Raw genomic sequence first — 17,605 nt, forward strand, 5'->3', positions numbered from 1 at the left:
CATTTTTCTGAAGATTTGGGAACGGCGCGACATCTTTCAGGGGCGGGTCGCTTCGTTCAACGGATATGTTTATCGCATGGCGCGTAACGCCGCTCTCAACGCGATTCGCCGGATGACCAATATCGATTGGGAACAATATATTCAGATCGAGGAGACGCTGCCGGACGAATCGTTCGAAAAGGAATACTATTCCCGTGAAAAAGAGCTTTTCATCCGGCTTGTCGTCTGCCGGATGCCCGAACAACGCCGCCGGGTATTCGAAATGAGCCGTTACGCCGGAATGGACAACCAGGCCATTGCCGATGAACTCAACATCTCGAAACGGACGGTCGAAAACCACCTGACGCTCGCATTGAAGAAACTACGCGAGGCATTGGGCGTCTTCTCGCTTCTTTTTTTCATGCACTGATAACACTTCGCCGGGTAATCTCGAAAAAAACATTTGTCATTGTGTGTCGAACCCCTCCGGCGTGTCTTATAAGCAAAGGCGGGAATCGGGTCTTTCCATCAATCCCGGAAAACGATAAAGGAGCGCTTCTCTTCCATGATAATTTGAAACCCAAACAACCGAAATACCACATATGTCGAAAATCCGAAAAATCATCAGTATTTATCTGAGCTATCGCCAGCCCCGCAGTGTGCGTAAAGAGTTTGCCGAGTGGTTCGCAGCTCCGTTCGACAGAGAGACGAAACAACGGCTAATGCGGGAATACTGGGATGCGCTGTCGCCTGACATGTCTCAGGACCGGGTGCAGAAGGCGTATATCCGCGTACGGGAACGCATCGGATTCCGGAGTGTCGCACAGCCGTCGCTGCAAGGTGTCCGGCCGATATTCAGAAAGGTCGCGGTCGTGGCGGCAATGATCGCAATTCCTGTTCTGGCCGTCGCGCTTTATGCACTGGTCGGGCATATGCACTTCGCTCCGAAATGGCAGGAAATCTATGCTCCTTACGGTCAGACCCGGAGCGTGGTTCTTGCCGACGGCTCGCAGATCGTCATCAATTCCGGAAGCAGGCTGATCTATCCCGACCGGTTCGCCGGAAAGGAGCGGCGGGTGTTTCTCTGCGGAGAGGCTTATGCTGACATCGCCAAAAATCCCAAGCGCAGTTTCGTGCTCTCGGCCGACGACGTCGATATTCTGGTGCACGGCACCTCGTTTCGGGTCAGTTCCTATGTGAATGACAGTGAAGTGGAGATCGCTTTGCTTTCGGGTACTATAGACATGCAGACTAAAAACCTGCAACAGAACTGCAAGATCCAGATGACTCCGGGCGACATGGTCAAAGTAGACAAACGGTCGGGGCGTGTCACGTCGATGCGGTTTCCCGGCGGGACGTTCGCCAACGGCATGGACGACGGTCATCTGACATTCATCAATTCACGGCTTTCGGATATCGCCCGGCAACTCGAACGCACGTTTGACGTGAAGATCGTCATCGACAGCCAGCAACTGGCCGACGAACGCTATTATTCTGTTTTCATAAATCACGAAACACTGGACGAGATTCTCTCCATTTTGGAGCAGAACGGTGACATGAGACACCGCCGTGAAGGGGAGATTATTCATCTTTACAAGAAATGACCATCCGATAAAAACAACCTATAAACTCAAAACTTCATCTATGGAAAAAACATTCACTTTTCACACCCGGAGCCGGTTATGGATTCTTTGCGCCGCGGTGTGCATGGTCTGTACCGTTCCTTTGCATGCCCAGACGCGGAGGATCAGCCTGAACCTGAAGAACGCAACGATCCAGCAGGCAGTGATCGCACTACAGCAGCAGGGATATTCGCTCTCGGTCAAGGCCGGCGATGTGGACATGAAAGCTCCGGTGAACATCCAGGCCCGGAACGAAGAACTGCAAGCGGTTGTGGACCGCATCTTTGCGGGTCAGGGCGTGAACTGTATCATCAACGATAAAAGTATTCTGATTACGAAAGTCCCGTCTCAGCCTTCGGCCGCCGGGTCACCGCAGGAATCAACCGTAACCGGACAAGTGAAAGGCCCGAACGGACTGCCGCTTGTCGGGGTCACCGTGCTGATCGACGGGACGATGGTCGGGACGACGACCGATGCCTCCGGAAATTTCCGGATCAGGGCGAAGTCCGGGGATACGCTGGTCTTTTCGTATATCGGTTACGACGAACGCCGGGAAAAGGTAGGAGCCCGGACGGAGATCGACGTGACGCTGGCAGAAAGCTCGACACTGGTGAATGAAGTGGTGGTGATCGGTTACGGCACGCAATCGCGCCGTACGCTCTCGACCGCTATCTCGAAAGTCAGCGGCGAGGTCCTCGACAATGCGCCGGCCGCAACCGTGGGTGATGCACTGAAAGGCCGGGTTGCGGGTCTGCATGTACAGACGAGCAACGCCATAGCCGGAGAGTCCCCCCGCATGATGATCCGCGGAGGATCGTCCATCACGATGGGCAACGATCCGATCTACATCGTGGACGGAGCTCTGCGCGAGGATCTGACCGGTATCAACACGAACGACATCGAGTCGATGGAGGTCCTCAAGGATGCCGCATCGGCCAGTATCTATGGTGCCCGGGCATCCAACGGCGTAATTTTGGTCACGACCAAAAAAGGTTCGCTGGCAAAGGGACCTCAGATCGTGTTCGACCTTCAGCTGGGCTGTTCGTCTCCTTCGCGCAAATGGGATTTCATGGATGCCCGCGAATACATCAATTTTCTGCGTCCCGTTATCAGCAAAGCCTATGCGAACGGCATCGAGCATAACGCGAAGGCCATGCTTTCGGGCCCCAATGCCTATGGTACGGGAAATACGGCTCCGAACGCCAACTATTCGACCCGTTATCTCGATTACGGGCAGCCGGTCCCGGCAGGTTATCAATGGATGTACGATCCGTTGGATGCCAACAAGGTGATTATCTTCACCGATACCGACTGGCAGTCGCAGTGGTTCACCGACGCATTCTGGCACAAGGAGTACATCGGCGTAAACGGGGGTACCGACAAACTGAAATATGCCGCATCGGTCAGTTATCACGGCGACGACGGCATGGTTGCGATGAGCAGTTACAAAGTCTTCACCCTGCACGGCAGTACGTCGTTCAAGATTACGAAGAACCTCGAAGCATCGACTACGTTCGACTTGTCGCGCCAGAAAAAGCATCCGCTCATCGACAATTACTATCAGGCCATCGGCCGAGGCATCATAGCCGCACCCACGGCGCGCGAGTTCGACGACAACGGTGACTGGTGTCAGCTTAGTTCCAACGGCAACGCCCACAGTGCGGGATGGTACGAGTCGTTCTACGACCGCGAACAGGCCATCAACCGGGCTTCGGGAACGTTCGGACTCAAATGGAACATCACCGACGGACTGACGGCTTTCGCGCAGTACAACTATTTCGATAACTCCTATAGGGGAAGCTATTACGCCTACGGAGAGCGCAACGGCACTCCCAACAATGTCTCGCTGGAGCGCAACACTACCGAAACCCGCGAGCAAACCACCCGGGACATCTTCACAGCCCATCTCAATTACGACAAGACATTCCGTGACGTGCATACGCTGAACGTCACCGGCGGTTACGAGTACATGTCTCAGAATTACTGGAAGGTGAAAGCCAATGCGAAAGGGGCTTCGTCGGACGATGTACCCGTACTCGGCTCCGGTTCGATCTTCACGGCGAGCAATCAGGACGAGAAGCAGGCGATGATCTCCTATTTCGCGCGGGCATCGTACAATTACGACGACCGTTACATCGTTTCGGGAACGTTTCGTGCCGACGGGTCCTCCAAATTTGCCGTCGGCAATCAGTGGGGCTATTTCCCGGCCGGTTCGGTGGCATGGGTCATCTCGGAGGAACCGTTCTGGCGCAATGCCAAGAAGACGGCCAATACGTTCAAGTTGCGTGCCTCCTACGGTCAGACCGGCAACAACGGCATCGGGCTTTACGATGCATACGGCGCATTTGCGACCGGCACGTACCACGGACATACGACATTGCTGCCGTCCGCTATGGCGAACTCGGCCCTGAAATGGGAGACTACCACGCAGCTCGACCTCGGTATGGATCTGGGATTTTTCGGAGACCGGCTGCGTTTTGTATTCGACTATTACAACAAACATACGGACAATATGCTGTTCTCCATCTCTGTACCCGATACGGGTCCGTATTCGTCAGTCAAGGCGAACGTGGGCAGCGCCCGGTTCTACGGCGTGGAAGTCGAACTCAGTTCGGTGAATATCCGCAAGGAACATTTCAGCTGGACGACCGACATCACCTATTCGTTTACCCGCAACAAGGTGTTGTCGCTGCCCGAGGAGTACGGCTACGACGAGATCGACGCGGACGGCCGTGCGACGGGCCGACGTGCATACCGTATCGGCGGATACAAAGCGTCCGAGAGCGGTTACCGCTTCGGCGGTACTGCCGTCGGCGAACCGCTGGGACGCATATACGGCTATAAGATCGACCATATCATCCAAACGGAGGCTGAAGCCGACGCAGCACTCTATGACGAACAGTCGAACGGTTACCGTGTAAGCGACGGACGCATAATCAAGGGCCGCAAAGATGCCGGTGACTACGAATGGTGCAACCGCAAAGGTTCCGCGCGCAAGGACGGCGAAGAGATTATCAACGAGGAGGACCAATTCTATCTGGGCAATGTCATGCCGCACTCGACGGGAGGTATCAACAATACGTTCCGCTACAAGAGGCTTTCGTTGAATGTCTACTGCGACTTTGCGCTGGGACATTCGATCATCAACGGCATGAAGGCCCATCTGCTGCGCAACACCATGGGCAACTGCAACTCGACGATCGGCCGTATCGCATACGACTGCTGGCAGCATCCCGGCGATACGGGTGCCAAGTACGCCCGCTTTTTCCCCAACGATTCCGACTGGGGCAACCGCAACTGGCGCCAGTCGGATTTCATGGTCGAGAAAGCCGACTATCTGTGTCTGCGTGACGTTTCGCTCTACTACGACCTGCCCGAACACTGGCTGCGCAAAATCGGCATCCGGAAAGTGACGGTGGGCGTAACCGGCAACACGCTTTGTTATTGGACGGGAGTTACGGGGGCCATCAGTCCGGAGAGCGGCATCGGGTCCAATGCGAGCGCAGGCATGTATACGCCCGTTTCGACCAGCAATTCCAATTCCGACATCACCGCCAATATGATGCCGGTTCCGCGCAAGATCATCTTCAGCCTCAAACTGGTTTTCTAACGTTTCAGACCTTAAAACAACCAACCATGAATTATAAAAACATAAGATCGGTCCTGCTCGTATGGATTGCCGCGGGAGTTGTCTCCTGCCACGGCGACCTGGACATCATGCAGGACAACAAACTCTCCGTGAGCAATATGTGGAAAACGTCCATTCAGGTCGAGAATTCCACTTACGGCATCTACTCCGCCATGCGGGACAACTTTGTCCAGGATCAGGTCAACGTTCTGACTTGGGGAGAGCTGCGCGTGGGCGAATACATGTGGCGGAACAGCCGCACGGAGATGATCTGGCTCGCGGACCTGCGGAGCGTAGTGCAGAATACCATGTCCTCCACGACGGACGCCGTCAGCTGGTCGAAACTTTATACGGCGATCGATCAGGCCAATGCCGTACTCAAATACGCGCCTGCGGTCGCCATGACCGATACGAAACGAAGCTGGGCGATCGGACAGGCGGCGTTCGCCCGTGCCTATCTCTATTTCTGGGCCGTGCGGTTATGGGGCGACGTTCCTTTGAACCTGAATCCCATCGAGTCGGTCGCACAGCCCGAAGCCTATCCGAGCCGTGCGCCCAAAGCCTCGGTATACGCCCAGATCGGGACCGACATCGATCTGGCTGTCAAAAATGCAGGCAGTCTCGGAACGGATAAATACCTGGCTACCGCGGATGCCGTCAACATGCTCAAGGCCGAATACGCGCTGTGGATGTATGCGGTGCAGAACGGCGGCGACAACTACCTGACGATGGCCGGGGAGGCGCTTGCAGCCATCGGAATCAAGGCCGGCGACAACCGACTGCTGACCGATTATGCCAAGATATTCGACGGATACGGTTCGAACAACAAGAATTCGAACGAAGTCGTATTCGCGCTCTACAACAGCCGCGATGAAAACAAGACCGGGGGATTTTCGACCTATTTCGCCTTTTCCGACGGTGCTATCGATCCCAATGCCCCAGTGACCGTACCGACGAATACGACCGTGCAATATCTGGACTATGGCGATGAATACCTCGAACTGCTGCACAAAAGTCAGACGGAAAACAACGACATGCGCGTGAAGACCAATCTTGGCGAGGGACCCTACGGAAGAGGAAACAAGGCGGTGGTCACGTGGCCGAACAAGTTCATCGGCAACGCGGACAGCAGTCCGATGATCCGGGACTGCGACATCCTCTACTATCGTTATGCCCTTGCCGTAATGCTGGATGCCGAGCTGAAATATTACCGCAGGGACTATACGGGGGCACTGGCCTCGCTGAACATCATTGCCAAACGGGCGTACGGAAAGGAGAATTTCTATACTTCCGCCACGCAAAGCGATGTCCTGAAAGCATTATGCAACGAATACTTGCTGGAGTTTCCTTGCGAAGGCGTCGTCTGGTGGGCCTTGATCCGCCTCGACCGGATATGGGAGTACAATGCAGATCTGAAGGCGCGCAAGGATGCTGTCAACATTCTGCTGTGGCCCATCAGCAAGAGCGCCCGCGACAAGAATTCGAACCTCGCCCAAACGGAGGGATGGTATTGATCGAAAACCTAAAATTACGGAACATGAGACAGAATTTCAAGAAATATATCGGGAGGGGGCTGGCGACTGCGGCGGCGCTGCTTCTGACAGCCTGCTACGAGGACCATACGGATCTGGAAGACCGGACGACACGGATTCGCATCAGTCCTGAGATCGAAGCGTTCGAGGCGGACGGGACTGCGTCCGTGTCGGGGAACAGCAACATCACGTCGGTGGTGCTGGTCAAAGTCGGGACCCGCGTATCTCACATGAAGTGGGAGGCGGAACTCGTAGACTGGACGCCGGCAGTCGATGAGACCGGGCCGTGGGCGATGATTCAGCGGGTACCCGTCGTTTCGCAGTATACGGAGGTCACCGGACCGAATACCGTCGCCGTGACGCAATCCGGCTTCGAATTGACGGCATTGCCCAATACTGGATACGGACGCCGGTGTACGGTGCGCATTACGGCCGAGGACGGCACGGTGCAGGATTACGAGTTGCTCCAGTACGGTGAACTGGCCGATGCCGAGGTGGTTCCGGCGCTCGAATCGGTAGAGATCTCTTTTCAGGGCGATCCTGTCGATCTGGCCTATACCACGAATATGGGCGACAAATATGCCTATTCGATCGCTTACGAGGAGGGCGGTTCCGAGGGATGGCTGACCGCCGAGCATCGCGGCGAAGGTTTGCTGATGCTGACCGCCGAGCCGTGGGACGACATGGAACGGGATCGCCGGGCGACGCTGACGATCACCGTGGGCGACGACCAGACGAGCAAAGCATCGGTGAATATCCCCGTCGTACAGCTTAAAAAGGCGGAATACTATTATGTTTACGGCTCGGCACTCGGTGAAGAGGCCGCCACGGCGTTGCAGATGAAACGGGAGTCGGACAATTCCTATTCTGCCAGTGGATTCTTCTTCGCCACGGAGGACAATCTGGTCTGCATCAACAAGGATTCACGGGCCGGCGATCCGGGTTGGTATCTCGGTGCCGACGGCGAACTGAAAAATTGGGACGGGAATGTCACGGCCTCGGATCTGAAAATCGAGGCGAACGGCTATCGTACGCTGACGGTGGATTTCGCTGCGGGTACGTGGAACTGGGTGCGTCAGAACAACACGCCCAATTGCATGCCCGACGAAGAACTTGCGAACTATCCTACGAAGGATTACCCGACGGCGGCCGGCGGAGTCAAGACATGGATGACCGTCAGCCTGCATTGGAACGGCGGGCCCGGCATCGGGGCCATCAAACTCGGATCGGGACTCGTCGGCGGCACGAAGACCGGAGGATACGGCAAACCCAGCGATACGACCCAGCCCTACGACGTTCGCAATCCGGCTTACGATACGGCCGAAAACGGCGGCAGCATCGAAGAGCTTCGGGCGGACGACGGAACCCCGCTGGCTTCCAAATATGGCCGGCTGTACTCCTCTTTCGAGGCTGTTACGGGGCTGCCCAACGGAGCATTGAACAATGCCTATCAGATCGTTTCGCCTTACGGCGAGCCGGGAGCCGTGCTGGTCGATGCTACCGGAACCTCCGTTACGATCGAAAACATCCTCATGGCAACGCTTGCGGCAGCTGATGACGATGCGAAAGCCGAGGCCGATCATCCCGTGTTGAAGATGCAGATACAGGGAATTTGTCCCTATGGCTGGCATATCGCCAACCTTCAGGACTGGCGAGACCTGATCTGGGCCGCAGCGCAGGCTTCGAAAGGTTCGCGGTACGAAATTGCCGAGTCGTCGGCCAGCTATAAGGCCATCGGCGGAGGTTCGATCGCCAATCTGTCGACGATTCTGTTCGACGCTTCATGGAATACCTATTCCTCCGGATCGCCCATATCGCCGCTGGCGCCAGATTTTGGATTCAACATGTTCATTCAGGGATGGCGCCTCTACGATACCGGATATAATTACGGCGCTACCTCCAGCGATCCCCGATTCTATGCGTGGATTCCGCTTCTGGGGCAGTATACCTCCAAGAAAACTTCGTTCTGGCGCATATACATTAGCGGGCACACCAAAACCGACATGACGCTGAATGACGGATTCGATCTGGGCAACGGTTCGGGTGCTGCGATACGCTGCGTGAAGAATTATAAATAAGGAACAAATCAAAAAAAGAATCATGATACGAAAAATCATATGCCTGTTGACATTGGCCGTCGCTTTCGCCGGTTGTACGAAAGACGAATGGCCCGATCAGCCCGATTGGAGCAGGATTCCCGATCCGAGTATTCCGGTCGATGACGGATTCATGAAGCCGGCGGCGTGCTCCAATACCATCGTCGCACACCGCGGAGGCGCCTCCGAATGCGGTGCGCCGGACAACTCGATGGCGGCATTGGAGTACGCCATGAGTCTGGGATGCTACGGCATGGAGTGCGACATTTACTGGACCAAGGATGACGACATCATCGTGGCGCATGCCGATGGCGACTGCAAGGTCAATAACCTGCAACCGTGGACGGCTACCGTGGCAGAGTTGCGCGCCGCAGGACGGCTGTCGAACGGCGAGGAGTTGCCTACGCTCGAAGAGTTTATCCGCCGGGTGATGGTCGAGGGCAACTGTACACGTCTGGTGCTCGACGTCAAGCGTGTGGACAAGCCCTATGCCCAGCCCGAATATGTGGTCAATGCGGCACGCCGTGCATGCGAGATCGTGACCGAGATGAAAGCGAAGCATTTCGTCGAACTGATCTGCACGGGATTCAACCTCGATGCAATGAAGGCTGCGCACAATTTCGCCGTGATCGCCGATGTGCCTATCGGCATGAACTCGTCGCGTTCCGGAAAAGAATACGGCACGCTCGGCTTCGGATGGGCCAACCTTTCGGCAACGAGCGGAATGGAGGCGGCTGCGGGCGGAACGGGCTCCCGGTCGCTCGAGGAGTACGAAAAAGCGGGTGTGGCTTTGTCTGTTTACAACGTCGATCAGCGCGCGGGCGACGGCAATGCTGTTTATTCGACCGCTGCCGTAAATTATTACATTGCGAATTACAAGCGTTTTCGCACGTTGTGTTCGAACTATCCCAAGTGGCTGATCGAAAAGATCGACCAGGCTTACAAGGTCTACGACGGTATTCGCAGCGAGACGGATTTCGAGGCTTTCGCAGAATCGCTCGCCACCGATCCGTCGGGGCGCCGTTTTCTCGACGGTAACGGCGAGGTGGTGCTCCATTGCGATCTGACGCTGGACGGGCTTGCACCTTTGCCGAATTTTTCGGGCACGTTCAACGGAAACGGCAGGACGCTCACGATCGATTATCGCGGCGACGCGCAGCAGGTCGGTCTGTTCAGACGTCTCAGCGGCACGGTCCGGAATCTGACCGTCGCCGGACGCTTCGAATCGGTACGCAGTGATGACAGCGAGGTCCATCTGGGAGCATTCGCGGCCGAAACCGACAATGCGACGATCGAAAATTGTACGAACCAGGCCGAAATCGTCGTTGCCGACGCTGCCGATGCCACGTCGCGCACCATGATCCTTAGTGGATTCGTCGGGAAGGCTTTCAACGGCGTGACGCTTCGCAACTGCCGGAACTCCGGAAATATCTCGTTTTCATCGCCTGCTCTTTATATGATCGGAGGCTTTGTCGGAGCCGTTCAGGAAGACGACGGGCTGTACACGATTGCCGGTTGCCACAATACTGCCGACTTCAGCAATGCCGGCAGTAATTCGGGATGGAACTTCATGGGCGGCATTGCGGGCAAGACGGTCAGCAAGCAACTCGTTCCTGGCGAAACGTCGAACTACCGGCTCATCGTCGAAGAATGCTCCAGTACGGGCACGATCGGCATTGCCGGGCCGTCGAAAGTGCGCGCGTCGGGCATCGTAGCCCATGTGCAGGGCGCTTACCGAATCAGCGGATGTTCGTTCTCCGGAACGATCGAAAGTACGGACGCCACCACACGCGATGTCGTGATAGGCGGTATTGTGGCCATGGCCGACAAGGATTGTGTCGGACTGGTCGAAGGATGCACTTTCAGCGGACGGATTTCGGCTGCGCAAGCCGGTGCCAACAACTACTTCGGCGGCATATTCGGCAATAACGGAGGTGCTGCGAGCATTGTGAATGACTGCCGGACGACAGCTTCGGCCTATGTCGGCTGTCCCAAGGGCGGCAAATCGGTAGGCATGCTCGCCGGGCGTCCCAATAAAGCGGGCTTCACCGTCAGCGACTGCAAGATTGCCGGAACCGTGACGGACAAACAAGGTACGGAGATCGTCATCTCGGCCGACAACCTCGCGGATTGGATGTTCGCCGGATACGGAACCAAAGTGACGTTGACCCTGACGAACAACGGTTACAACGACGAAAAATAACACGAAAAAATACGAACTCCAAATTATTCGGAAAATGAAAAAACTATTGTTGGCGGGCCTTGCGCTCGTCGGTGCGGCATTCGTTTCCGCACAACCCCGTCTGGTCGCGCACCGCGGCTTTTACACGACGCCGGGATCGGATGAAAATACGATATCGAGTCTGATCAATGCACAGCAGTTAGGTGTCTACGGTGTGGAATTCGACGTCAACCGAACAGCCGACGGCGAGCTGATCGTCGTCCACGGCCCGAAAATCGGCGACCGGCTCGACGCCCAGAAGAACACGTATGCGGAAATCAGCAGGTTCGTACTGCCGGGCGGCAACCGGATACCTACGCTCCGCGAATTTCTGAACCAGGGCCGGAAGGTTCCCGAAACGAAGTTGATTCTGGAATTGAAGAAACACAAAACGCCCGAGATCGAAACCCGAATCGTCGAGGAAATCGTGATGCTCTGCAAGAAGCTGAATATGCTGGACCAAATGGAATTCACCTCTTTCAGCGAGCATGCCTGCAGGGAATTCCGACGCCTGGCCCCGAAGAACAAGACGCTGTATATTTCCAATTCGCTTTGGACGCCCATCGATGCCGATGTTGCGAAAAAGGAGGGATTCCAACTCTCTTACAGCATATATGTGTTTATGAACCGGCCCGAACTGATCGACCGCATGAACGAGATCGGCGTGGAATCGACACTCTGGATCGTAGACAATCCGGAGATCGTGGACTGGGCCGTCAAACATAAGGTGGATTTCATTTCGAGTAATTTCCCCGATAGGACCAAGACGTATCTCGATGCGCTCCGGACAGCGGAAACCGCCCGCAACGGCGCCTGCAACCTGATCAGATAAAACACACAATCCATAACTTCAATTTATCATGAAAAAAGTAATCACAATCATCGGCTCCGGCATGATGGGCTCCGCACTGGCATTCCCTGCCGCCGAAAACGGTCACGAAGTGCGTCTGGTAGGCACGCACCTCGACCGCGACATTATCGACGAATGCCGCCGCAGCAACAAACATCCCAAATTCGACAGAGCATTCCCCGCCGGAGTAAAATATTATCAGATCGAGGAATACAAGGAGGCTGTCTCCGGAGCCGATTTCGTCATCGGAGGGGTTTCGTCATTCGGCGTGGATTGGTTCCTGAATGAGATACTGGTAAATCTCGATCCCCGGCTGCCGGTGCTGTCGGTCACCAAGGGACTTATCAATCTCGAAGACGGAACGTTGATTTCCTATCCCGATTATTGGCAGTCGGAGTTGAAGAAAAGAGGTATCGACCGGGAGGTCTGTGCGGTCGGCGGCCCCTGCACCTCTTATGAACTGGTATTCCACGACCAGACCGAGGTGGCTTTCTGCGGCAAGGACACCGCGGCCCTCCGGCTCTTCAAAGAGACGCTTTCGACCTCCTACTATCACATTTCGCTGACCCATGACGTGATCGGTCTTGAGAGCGCCGTGGCGTTGAAAAACGCGTATGCGCTGGCCGTAGCCATGACCATTGGTTTGGTCAATCGCCATCATGGCGCGGATGCCGGGTTACACTATAACTCGCAGGCCGGAGCGTTCTATCAAGCGGTCAAGGAGATGCGCCGTTTGCTTAAAATACAGCAAGCGACCGAAGACTGCGAGAATATCGGCATCGGAGATCTGTATGTGACGGTTTACGGCGGTCGGACCCGCAAAATCGGCATTCTGCTCGGTGAGGGGAAGAGTTACGCCGAAGCGATGGACATTCTGGCCGGTGTGACACTCGAATCGCTGGTCGTGGCGCGCCGGGTCGCAAAGGCGATTTACCGCAAAGCGGAACTGGGGCAGGTATCCCTGCAGGACTTCCCGATGCTGGTGCATGCCAATGACGTTCTCGACAACGAAAAGGATGCCGAACTTCCGTGGGAGGCGTTTACATTCGATCATACGGCAAACTGAACGAAGCGGCTACAGCAATGAAAACAGCAATCAAAGCGGCCGCGACCGTCGGTCTGTTCGTCCTGACCCTGCTGCCGGGATGTGCGCAGCGGCAAGCGGATGAAACGAATCTGCGTCTGCTCTACTGGAACATCCAGAACGGCATGTGGTCGGGGCAGGGCGACAACTATACGCGTTTCGTCGATTGGGTGAGCGCCCAGAATCCCGACGTCTGCGTGTGGTGCGAAGCCGTAAGCAACTACAGAACAGCCTCGGACGAGAAGGTAAAGCCCGAAGAAGCCTATCTGCCGGAACATTGGGGCGAACTGGCCCGGCGCTACGGACATGAATACTGGTATAAGGGCGGACACCGCGACAATTTCCCGCAGGTCATTACGTCGAAATACCCGATCGAGAACGTGGCCCGTCTGATCGGGGCTGTTCCCGACAGCATTGTCTCCCACGGTGCGGGATGGGCGCAGATCCGGAAAAACGGTCATACGCTCAATATCGTCTCGCTGCATACGTGGCCGCAGGTCTACGGGTTCGGTCTGACCGACAAGCAGGAACGCAAGGCCAGCGCCGCGGTTCGTGAGGGCGACAAGTTCCGCCGGACGGAGATCGAATACGTGTGCAGCCATACGATCGGATCGGTTCCCGGTGCGGAAAAACAACTGTGGATGATGATGGGCGACTTCAACTCCAAATCGCGCGTCGATAATTACGAGTACGGATTTCCGGAGGATACGACCGCCTTTCTGGTCCATGATTATATACGTCAGTACACGCCGTATGTGGATGTGATCGCAGCGAAATATCCCGGCGAATTCCAGACGACGACCGGCCGACGTTCCCGGATAGATTATGTTTACTGCACTCGTCCGCTTTACGATCGGATCGTCAGTGCACGGATCGTAAGCGACGAGTACACTACGCCGGTCCGCGATCCGCAGGAGTTGCGCAATTTCTGGCATCCTTCGGATCACCGCCCGATCATCATCGATTTCGACATGCGCTGATGCAGGTTCCGGGGACTAACGACTTTTCAATATGTCAACAACGAACTCGAAACTGACGCGCGTAGCCGACAACATCCGCATCCTGTCGGCAGCAATGGTCGAAAAGGCGAAGTCGGGCCACCCCGGCGGCGCTATGGGCGGTGCCGATTTCATCACGGTGCTCTTCGCGGAATTCCTGCGCTACGATCCCGACAATATGACTTATCCCTACCGTGACCGCTTCTTCCTCGATCCGGGCCACATGTCGCCGATGCTCTATTCGACGCTGGCGCTGGCGGGACATTATTCGACCGAGGATTTGCAGTCGCTGCGCCAGTGGGGCAGCGTGACGCCGGGCCACCCCGAGGTGGACGTGCTGCGCGGCGTGGAGAACACCTCGGGCCCGCTGGGGCAGGGGCACGCCATGGCTTTGGGCGCCGCCATCGCGGAGCGTTTCATGGCCGCGCGCTTCGGCGAGTGGATGGCGCACAAGACCTATGCCTATATCTCGGACGGCGCCGTCGAGGAGGAGATTTCGCAGGGCGTGGGCCGCATCGCCGGCCATCTGGGCCTGTCGAACTTCGTGATGTACTACGACTCGAACAACATCCAGCTCTCGACGAAGGTCGATGAGGTGATGACCGAGAACGTGGCCATGAAATACGAGGCATGGGGTTGGAACGTGCTGTCGATCGACGGACACAACATCAACGAGATCCGCGAGGCGCTCGTCGCCGCCGAGAGCGAAACGGAGCGTCCGACGCTCATCATCGGCCGTACGGTCATGGGCAAGGGTGCCAAAGGTCCCGCCGGGGAGAGTTTCGAGCACAAGGTTTCGACCCACGGCCAGCCGCTGACGGCCGCCGGAGCCGATTTCGCCGCTACGGTGAAGAATCTGGGCGGCGATCCGGAGAATCCGTTCGCCATCTTCGAGGAGAGCCGCGAGGTCTTCGCCGAGCGCCGCGAGGCATTGAAGGAGTGGGCCGCCAAGCAGGCCGCCGTCGAGAAGTCGTGGCGGACCGAGCACAAGGACCTGGCGCGCAAGCTCGACGATTTCCTTTCGGGCAAACTCCCCGAGATCGACTATAAGTCCGTCGAGGTGAAGGCCGGGGTGGCCACGCGCGCCGCTTCGGCTGCGGTGCTGGGCGTCTATGCCGAGAAGATCGACAACATGATCGTCGCTTCGGCCGACCTGTCGAACTCGGACAAGACCGACGGATTTCTGAAGAAGACCAAGGCGTTCACGAAGGGCGATTTCTCCGGTAAATTCTTCCAGGCGGGCGTCTCGGAGCTGACGATGGCCTGCGTGATGAACGGCATGGCGCTGCACGGCGGCGTGATCCCCGTCTGCGGCACGTTCTTCGTCTTCTCGGACTACATGAAGCCGGCCGTGCGCCTCTCGGCGCTGATGCGTCTGCACGTGATCTATGTCTGGACGCACGACTCGTTCCGCGTGGGCGAGGACGGTCCTACGCATCAGCCCGTGGAGCATGAGGCGCAGATCCGCCTGATGGAGCATTTGAAAAACCACCACGGCGAGCGTTCGATGGTCGTGCTGCGTCCGGCCGACGGCGAAGAGACCGTCATGGCGTGGAAACTGGCCGTCGAGGAGCACCGCCCCGTGGCGCTGGTCCTCTCGCGTCAGAACATCAAGAACCTGCCGACGTTGGGCGACAGCCGCCGCGAGGAGGCCGCACAGGTCGCCAAGGGCGGTTATGTGGTGATGGACGCCGCCAAACCCGCCGTGGTGCTGGTCGCCACGGGTTCGGAGGTCTCGACGCTGGTCGAAGGCGCCGAGCTGCTGGCTGCGGAGGGTATTCCGGTCCGCGTGGTGAGCGTTCCGAGCGAGGGACTGTTCCGCGACCAGCCCAAATCGTACCAGGAGAGCGTGTTGCCCGTAGGCGTTGCGCGCTACGGCATGACCTCGGGGCTGCCGATCAACCTGTTGGGCCTTGTGGGCGAGAAGGGAACGATTCACGGTCTGGATCATTTCGGTTACTCGGCGCCCTACACGGTGCTCGACGAGAAGTTCGGCTACAACGGGGCTACCGTCGCCGCCGAAGTGAAGAAGATGCTCGGGAAGTAGTTGCGACGTTCTTACTCTTCGGCAACGGATATTAACTTGTCGAGAATGGTTGATGGCTTTCTGTTTATCAATATATCCTGAAGATCTGCCGAAAGGTTATAAATTGTACCTAATCGCAATTAGTGGAGCCGCGTATCGTGTAAGTGATACGCGGCTTTTATTAATTTAGGAATCGTATAGACGAGCAGGAATATCAATTATAATACACATGAAATTTCTGAATAGATATTACGGATTCCGCCGGAACAGGGTTGTGCGTATCTGAAAATCGGTTACCTTTGCCGTAGAAAAACGAGTGAATATGGGAACGATCGTAAAATTTGGATTCGGTACAGGACTACAACGAACTGCTGGGCGTGGAAACCCTGCATCCGCTGGTAAGCGTCGTCGATTTTTCGGAACTGGAATCCGTGCGCCACTGTCTCAAAAACTTCGGGTTCTACTGCATTTACCTCAAACACATCAACTGCGGGCCGTTGCTTTACGGGCGCAACCAATACGATTACCGGGAAGGAACGCTGGTCTTCATCGCGCCGGGACAAGTCTCCGGCATCGACGACGGCAAAGTCTCGTACGGCTATAAGGGCTGGTGTCTGATGTTCCATCCCGATCTGCTGCGCGGAACATCGCTCGCCCGGCGCATGGCCGACTACTCGTTCTTTTCCTATTCGTCGAACGAAGCGCTGCACATGTCCGAACGCGAGCAGCAGATCATCATCAACTGCTTCCGCGAAATCCGGGAAGAGTTGCAGCACGCCATCGACAAGCACTCGAAACAGATCATCGCGGCCAATATCGAGGTGCTGCTCAACCATTGCGTCCGTTTTTACGACCGACAGTTCGTTACGCGCGAAAACGTGAATAAGGACCTGCTGACCCGTTTCGAAGAGTTGCTGCGGGACTATTTCACGTCGGACAAGCCTCAGTCGCTGGGTCTGCCTTCGGTGGCGTGGTGCGCCGATCGGCTGCACCTGTCGGCCAACTATTTCGGCGATCTGATCAAGAAGGAGACCGGGAAATCGGCGCAGGAGTACATCCAGCTGACCACCATCGACCGTGCCAAGGAACTCTTGATCGAAGGCCGCAAATCGGTCAGCGAAATCGCCTACGAACTGGGCTTCAAATATCCGCACCATCTGAGCCGGCTGTTCAAAAAGGTGGTCGGTTATACGCCTAATGAATACAAAACCCTCTCGGTCTGAGAGGGTTTTGTTCTTGGATTTTATGCGACAAAGGAGTGTAAAATAGGAATACATGGGAAACAGAACTGTTATTTCTTAGTCTGTTACATAATTTCAAAGGAAATCTTAGTATGTTTCCGCATATACAAATCGACAAAATGTATTAGACCGGGCAACGTATCATTCGATGATCGTGCCTACTTGTGTATCCGGATTACGGAAAATCTGTCGGAGGACTGGTCCGAAAAAGCAAACTCTTTATCAGGTCCCGGAGCAAATCACTCCGGGACTTGACATTGGTAAAGGTTGTCCCGAAATTTGCCCGGTCAGGAAATTTTTCGTATCTTACAGTAGGTTATTTGAAATG

At 56.1% G+C, this 17,605-nt stretch carries 10 protein-coding genes and 1 pseudogene; all 11 read left to right on the plus strand.

Annotation, left to right across the window (positions count from 1 at the left end; translation table 11 throughout):
• Nucleotides 1-409, plus strand: a 409-nt coding sequence (locus BHV64_RS08220; protein ID WP_288115723.1) for a sigma-70 family RNA polymerase sigma factor, incomplete at its 5' end; no start/stop codon positions are given.
• Between the two features lie 172 nt (nucleotides 410-581).
• Entirely contained in the window at nucleotides 582-1,583 is a 1,002-nt protein-coding gene (locus BHV64_RS08225) for a FecR family protein (protein ID WP_217727889.1), read from the plus strand.
• A gap of 40 nt (nucleotides 1,584-1,623) precedes the next feature.
• Nucleotides 1,624-5,211, plus strand: coding sequence for a TonB-dependent receptor (locus tag BHV64_RS08230; protein ID WP_217727890.1), 3,588 nt, complete (start codon nucleotides 1,624-1,626; stop codon nucleotides 5,209-5,211).
• A gap of 26 nt (nucleotides 5,212-5,237) precedes the next feature.
• Nucleotides 5,238-6,743 (plus strand): RagB/SusD family nutrient uptake outer membrane protein, encoded by a 1,506-nt coding sequence (locus BHV64_RS08235; protein WP_217727891.1) that lies wholly within the window; start codon nucleotides 5,238-5,240, stop codon nucleotides 6,741-6,743.
• 23 nt (nucleotides 6,744-6,766) lie between these two features.
• Nucleotides 6,767-8,839 carry an FISUMP domain-containing protein gene (locus BHV64_RS08240; RefSeq protein ID WP_217727892.1) on the plus strand — a complete coding sequence of 691 codons (2,073 nt, stop codon included), beginning with the start codon at nucleotides 6,767-6,769 and terminating at the stop codon, nucleotides 8,837-8,839.
• 22 nt (nucleotides 8,840-8,861) lie between these two features.
• The gene (locus tag BHV64_RS08245) at nucleotides 8,862-11,060 is read left to right on the plus strand and encodes a glycerophosphodiester phosphodiesterase (RefSeq protein ID WP_217727893.1); all 2,199 of its coding nucleotides are present in this window, start codon (nucleotides 8,862-8,864) and stop codon (nucleotides 11,058-11,060) included.
• Nucleotides 11,061-11,094: 34 nt separating this feature from the next.
• A complete protein-coding gene (locus BHV64_RS08250; RefSeq protein ID WP_217727894.1) occupies nucleotides 11,095-11,910 on the plus strand; it encodes a glycerophosphodiester phosphodiesterase in 816 nt (271 codons plus the stop codon).
• A gap of 28 nt (nucleotides 11,911-11,938) precedes the next feature.
• Nucleotides 11,939-12,994, plus strand: a complete 1,056-nt coding sequence (locus tag BHV64_RS08255) for an NAD(P)H-dependent glycerol-3-phosphate dehydrogenase (RefSeq protein ID WP_217727895.1) — start codon at nucleotides 11,939-11,941, stop codon at nucleotides 12,992-12,994.
• A 17-nt stretch (nucleotides 12,995-13,011) separates the two neighbouring features.
• A complete protein-coding gene (locus BHV64_RS08260) occupies nucleotides 13,012-13,992 on the plus strand; it encodes an endonuclease/exonuclease/phosphatase family protein (protein ID WP_217727896.1) in 981 nt (326 codons plus the stop codon).
• A 31-nt stretch (nucleotides 13,993-14,023) separates the two neighbouring features.
• Nucleotides 14,024-16,057: a transketolase family protein gene (locus BHV64_RS08265; protein ID WP_019151273.1), complete on the plus strand. Its 2,034-nt coding sequence runs from the start codon at nucleotides 14,024-14,026 to the stop codon at nucleotides 16,055-16,057.
• 301 nt (nucleotides 16,058-16,358) lie between these two features.
• Nucleotides 16,359-17,259 (plus strand): annotated as a pseudogene (locus tag BHV64_RS08270) (helix-turn-helix domain-containing protein).
• Nucleotides 17,260-17,605 lie beyond the last annotated feature (346 nt).

It is taken from the genome of Alistipes sp. 56_sp_Nov_56_25 (assembly GCF_001915285.1).
Taxonomy (GTDB): domain Bacteria; phylum Bacteroidota; class Bacteroidia; order Bacteroidales; family Rikenellaceae; genus Alistipes; species Alistipes shahii.

What these genes read in the sequence shown, in the direction of transcription:
- BHV64_RS08265 (WP_019151273.1), top strand. Translation starts at nt 14,024, where the DNA reads ATGTCAACAACGAACTCGAAACTGACGCGCGTAGCCGACAACATCCGC.
- BHV64_RS08235 (WP_217727891.1), top strand. Translation starts at nt 5,238, where the DNA reads ATGAATTATAAAAACATAAGATCGGTCCTGCTCGTATGGATTGCCGCG.
- BHV64_RS08240 (WP_217727892.1), top strand. Translation starts at nt 6,767, where the DNA reads ATGAGACAGAATTTCAAGAAATATATCGGGAGGGGGCTGGCGACTGCG.
- BHV64_RS08225 (WP_217727889.1), top strand. Translation starts at nt 582, where the DNA reads ATGTCGAAAATCCGAAAAATCATCAGTATTTATCTGAGCTATCGCCAG.
- BHV64_RS08255 (WP_217727895.1), top strand. Translation starts at nt 11,939, where the DNA reads ATGAAAAAAGTAATCACAATCATCGGCTCCGGCATGATGGGCTCCGCA.
- BHV64_RS08250 (WP_217727894.1), top strand. Translation starts at nt 11,095, where the DNA reads ATGAAAAAACTATTGTTGGCGGGCCTTGCGCTCGTCGGTGCGGCATTC.
- BHV64_RS08230 (WP_217727890.1), top strand. Translation starts at nt 1,624, where the DNA reads ATGGAAAAAACATTCACTTTTCACACCCGGAGCCGGTTATGGATTCTT.
- BHV64_RS08260 (WP_217727896.1), top strand. Translation starts at nt 13,012, where the DNA reads ATGAAAACAGCAATCAAAGCGGCCGCGACCGTCGGTCTGTTCGTCCTG.
- BHV64_RS08245 (WP_217727893.1), top strand. Translation starts at nt 8,862, where the DNA reads ATGATACGAAAAATCATATGCCTGTTGACATTGGCCGTCGCTTTCGCC.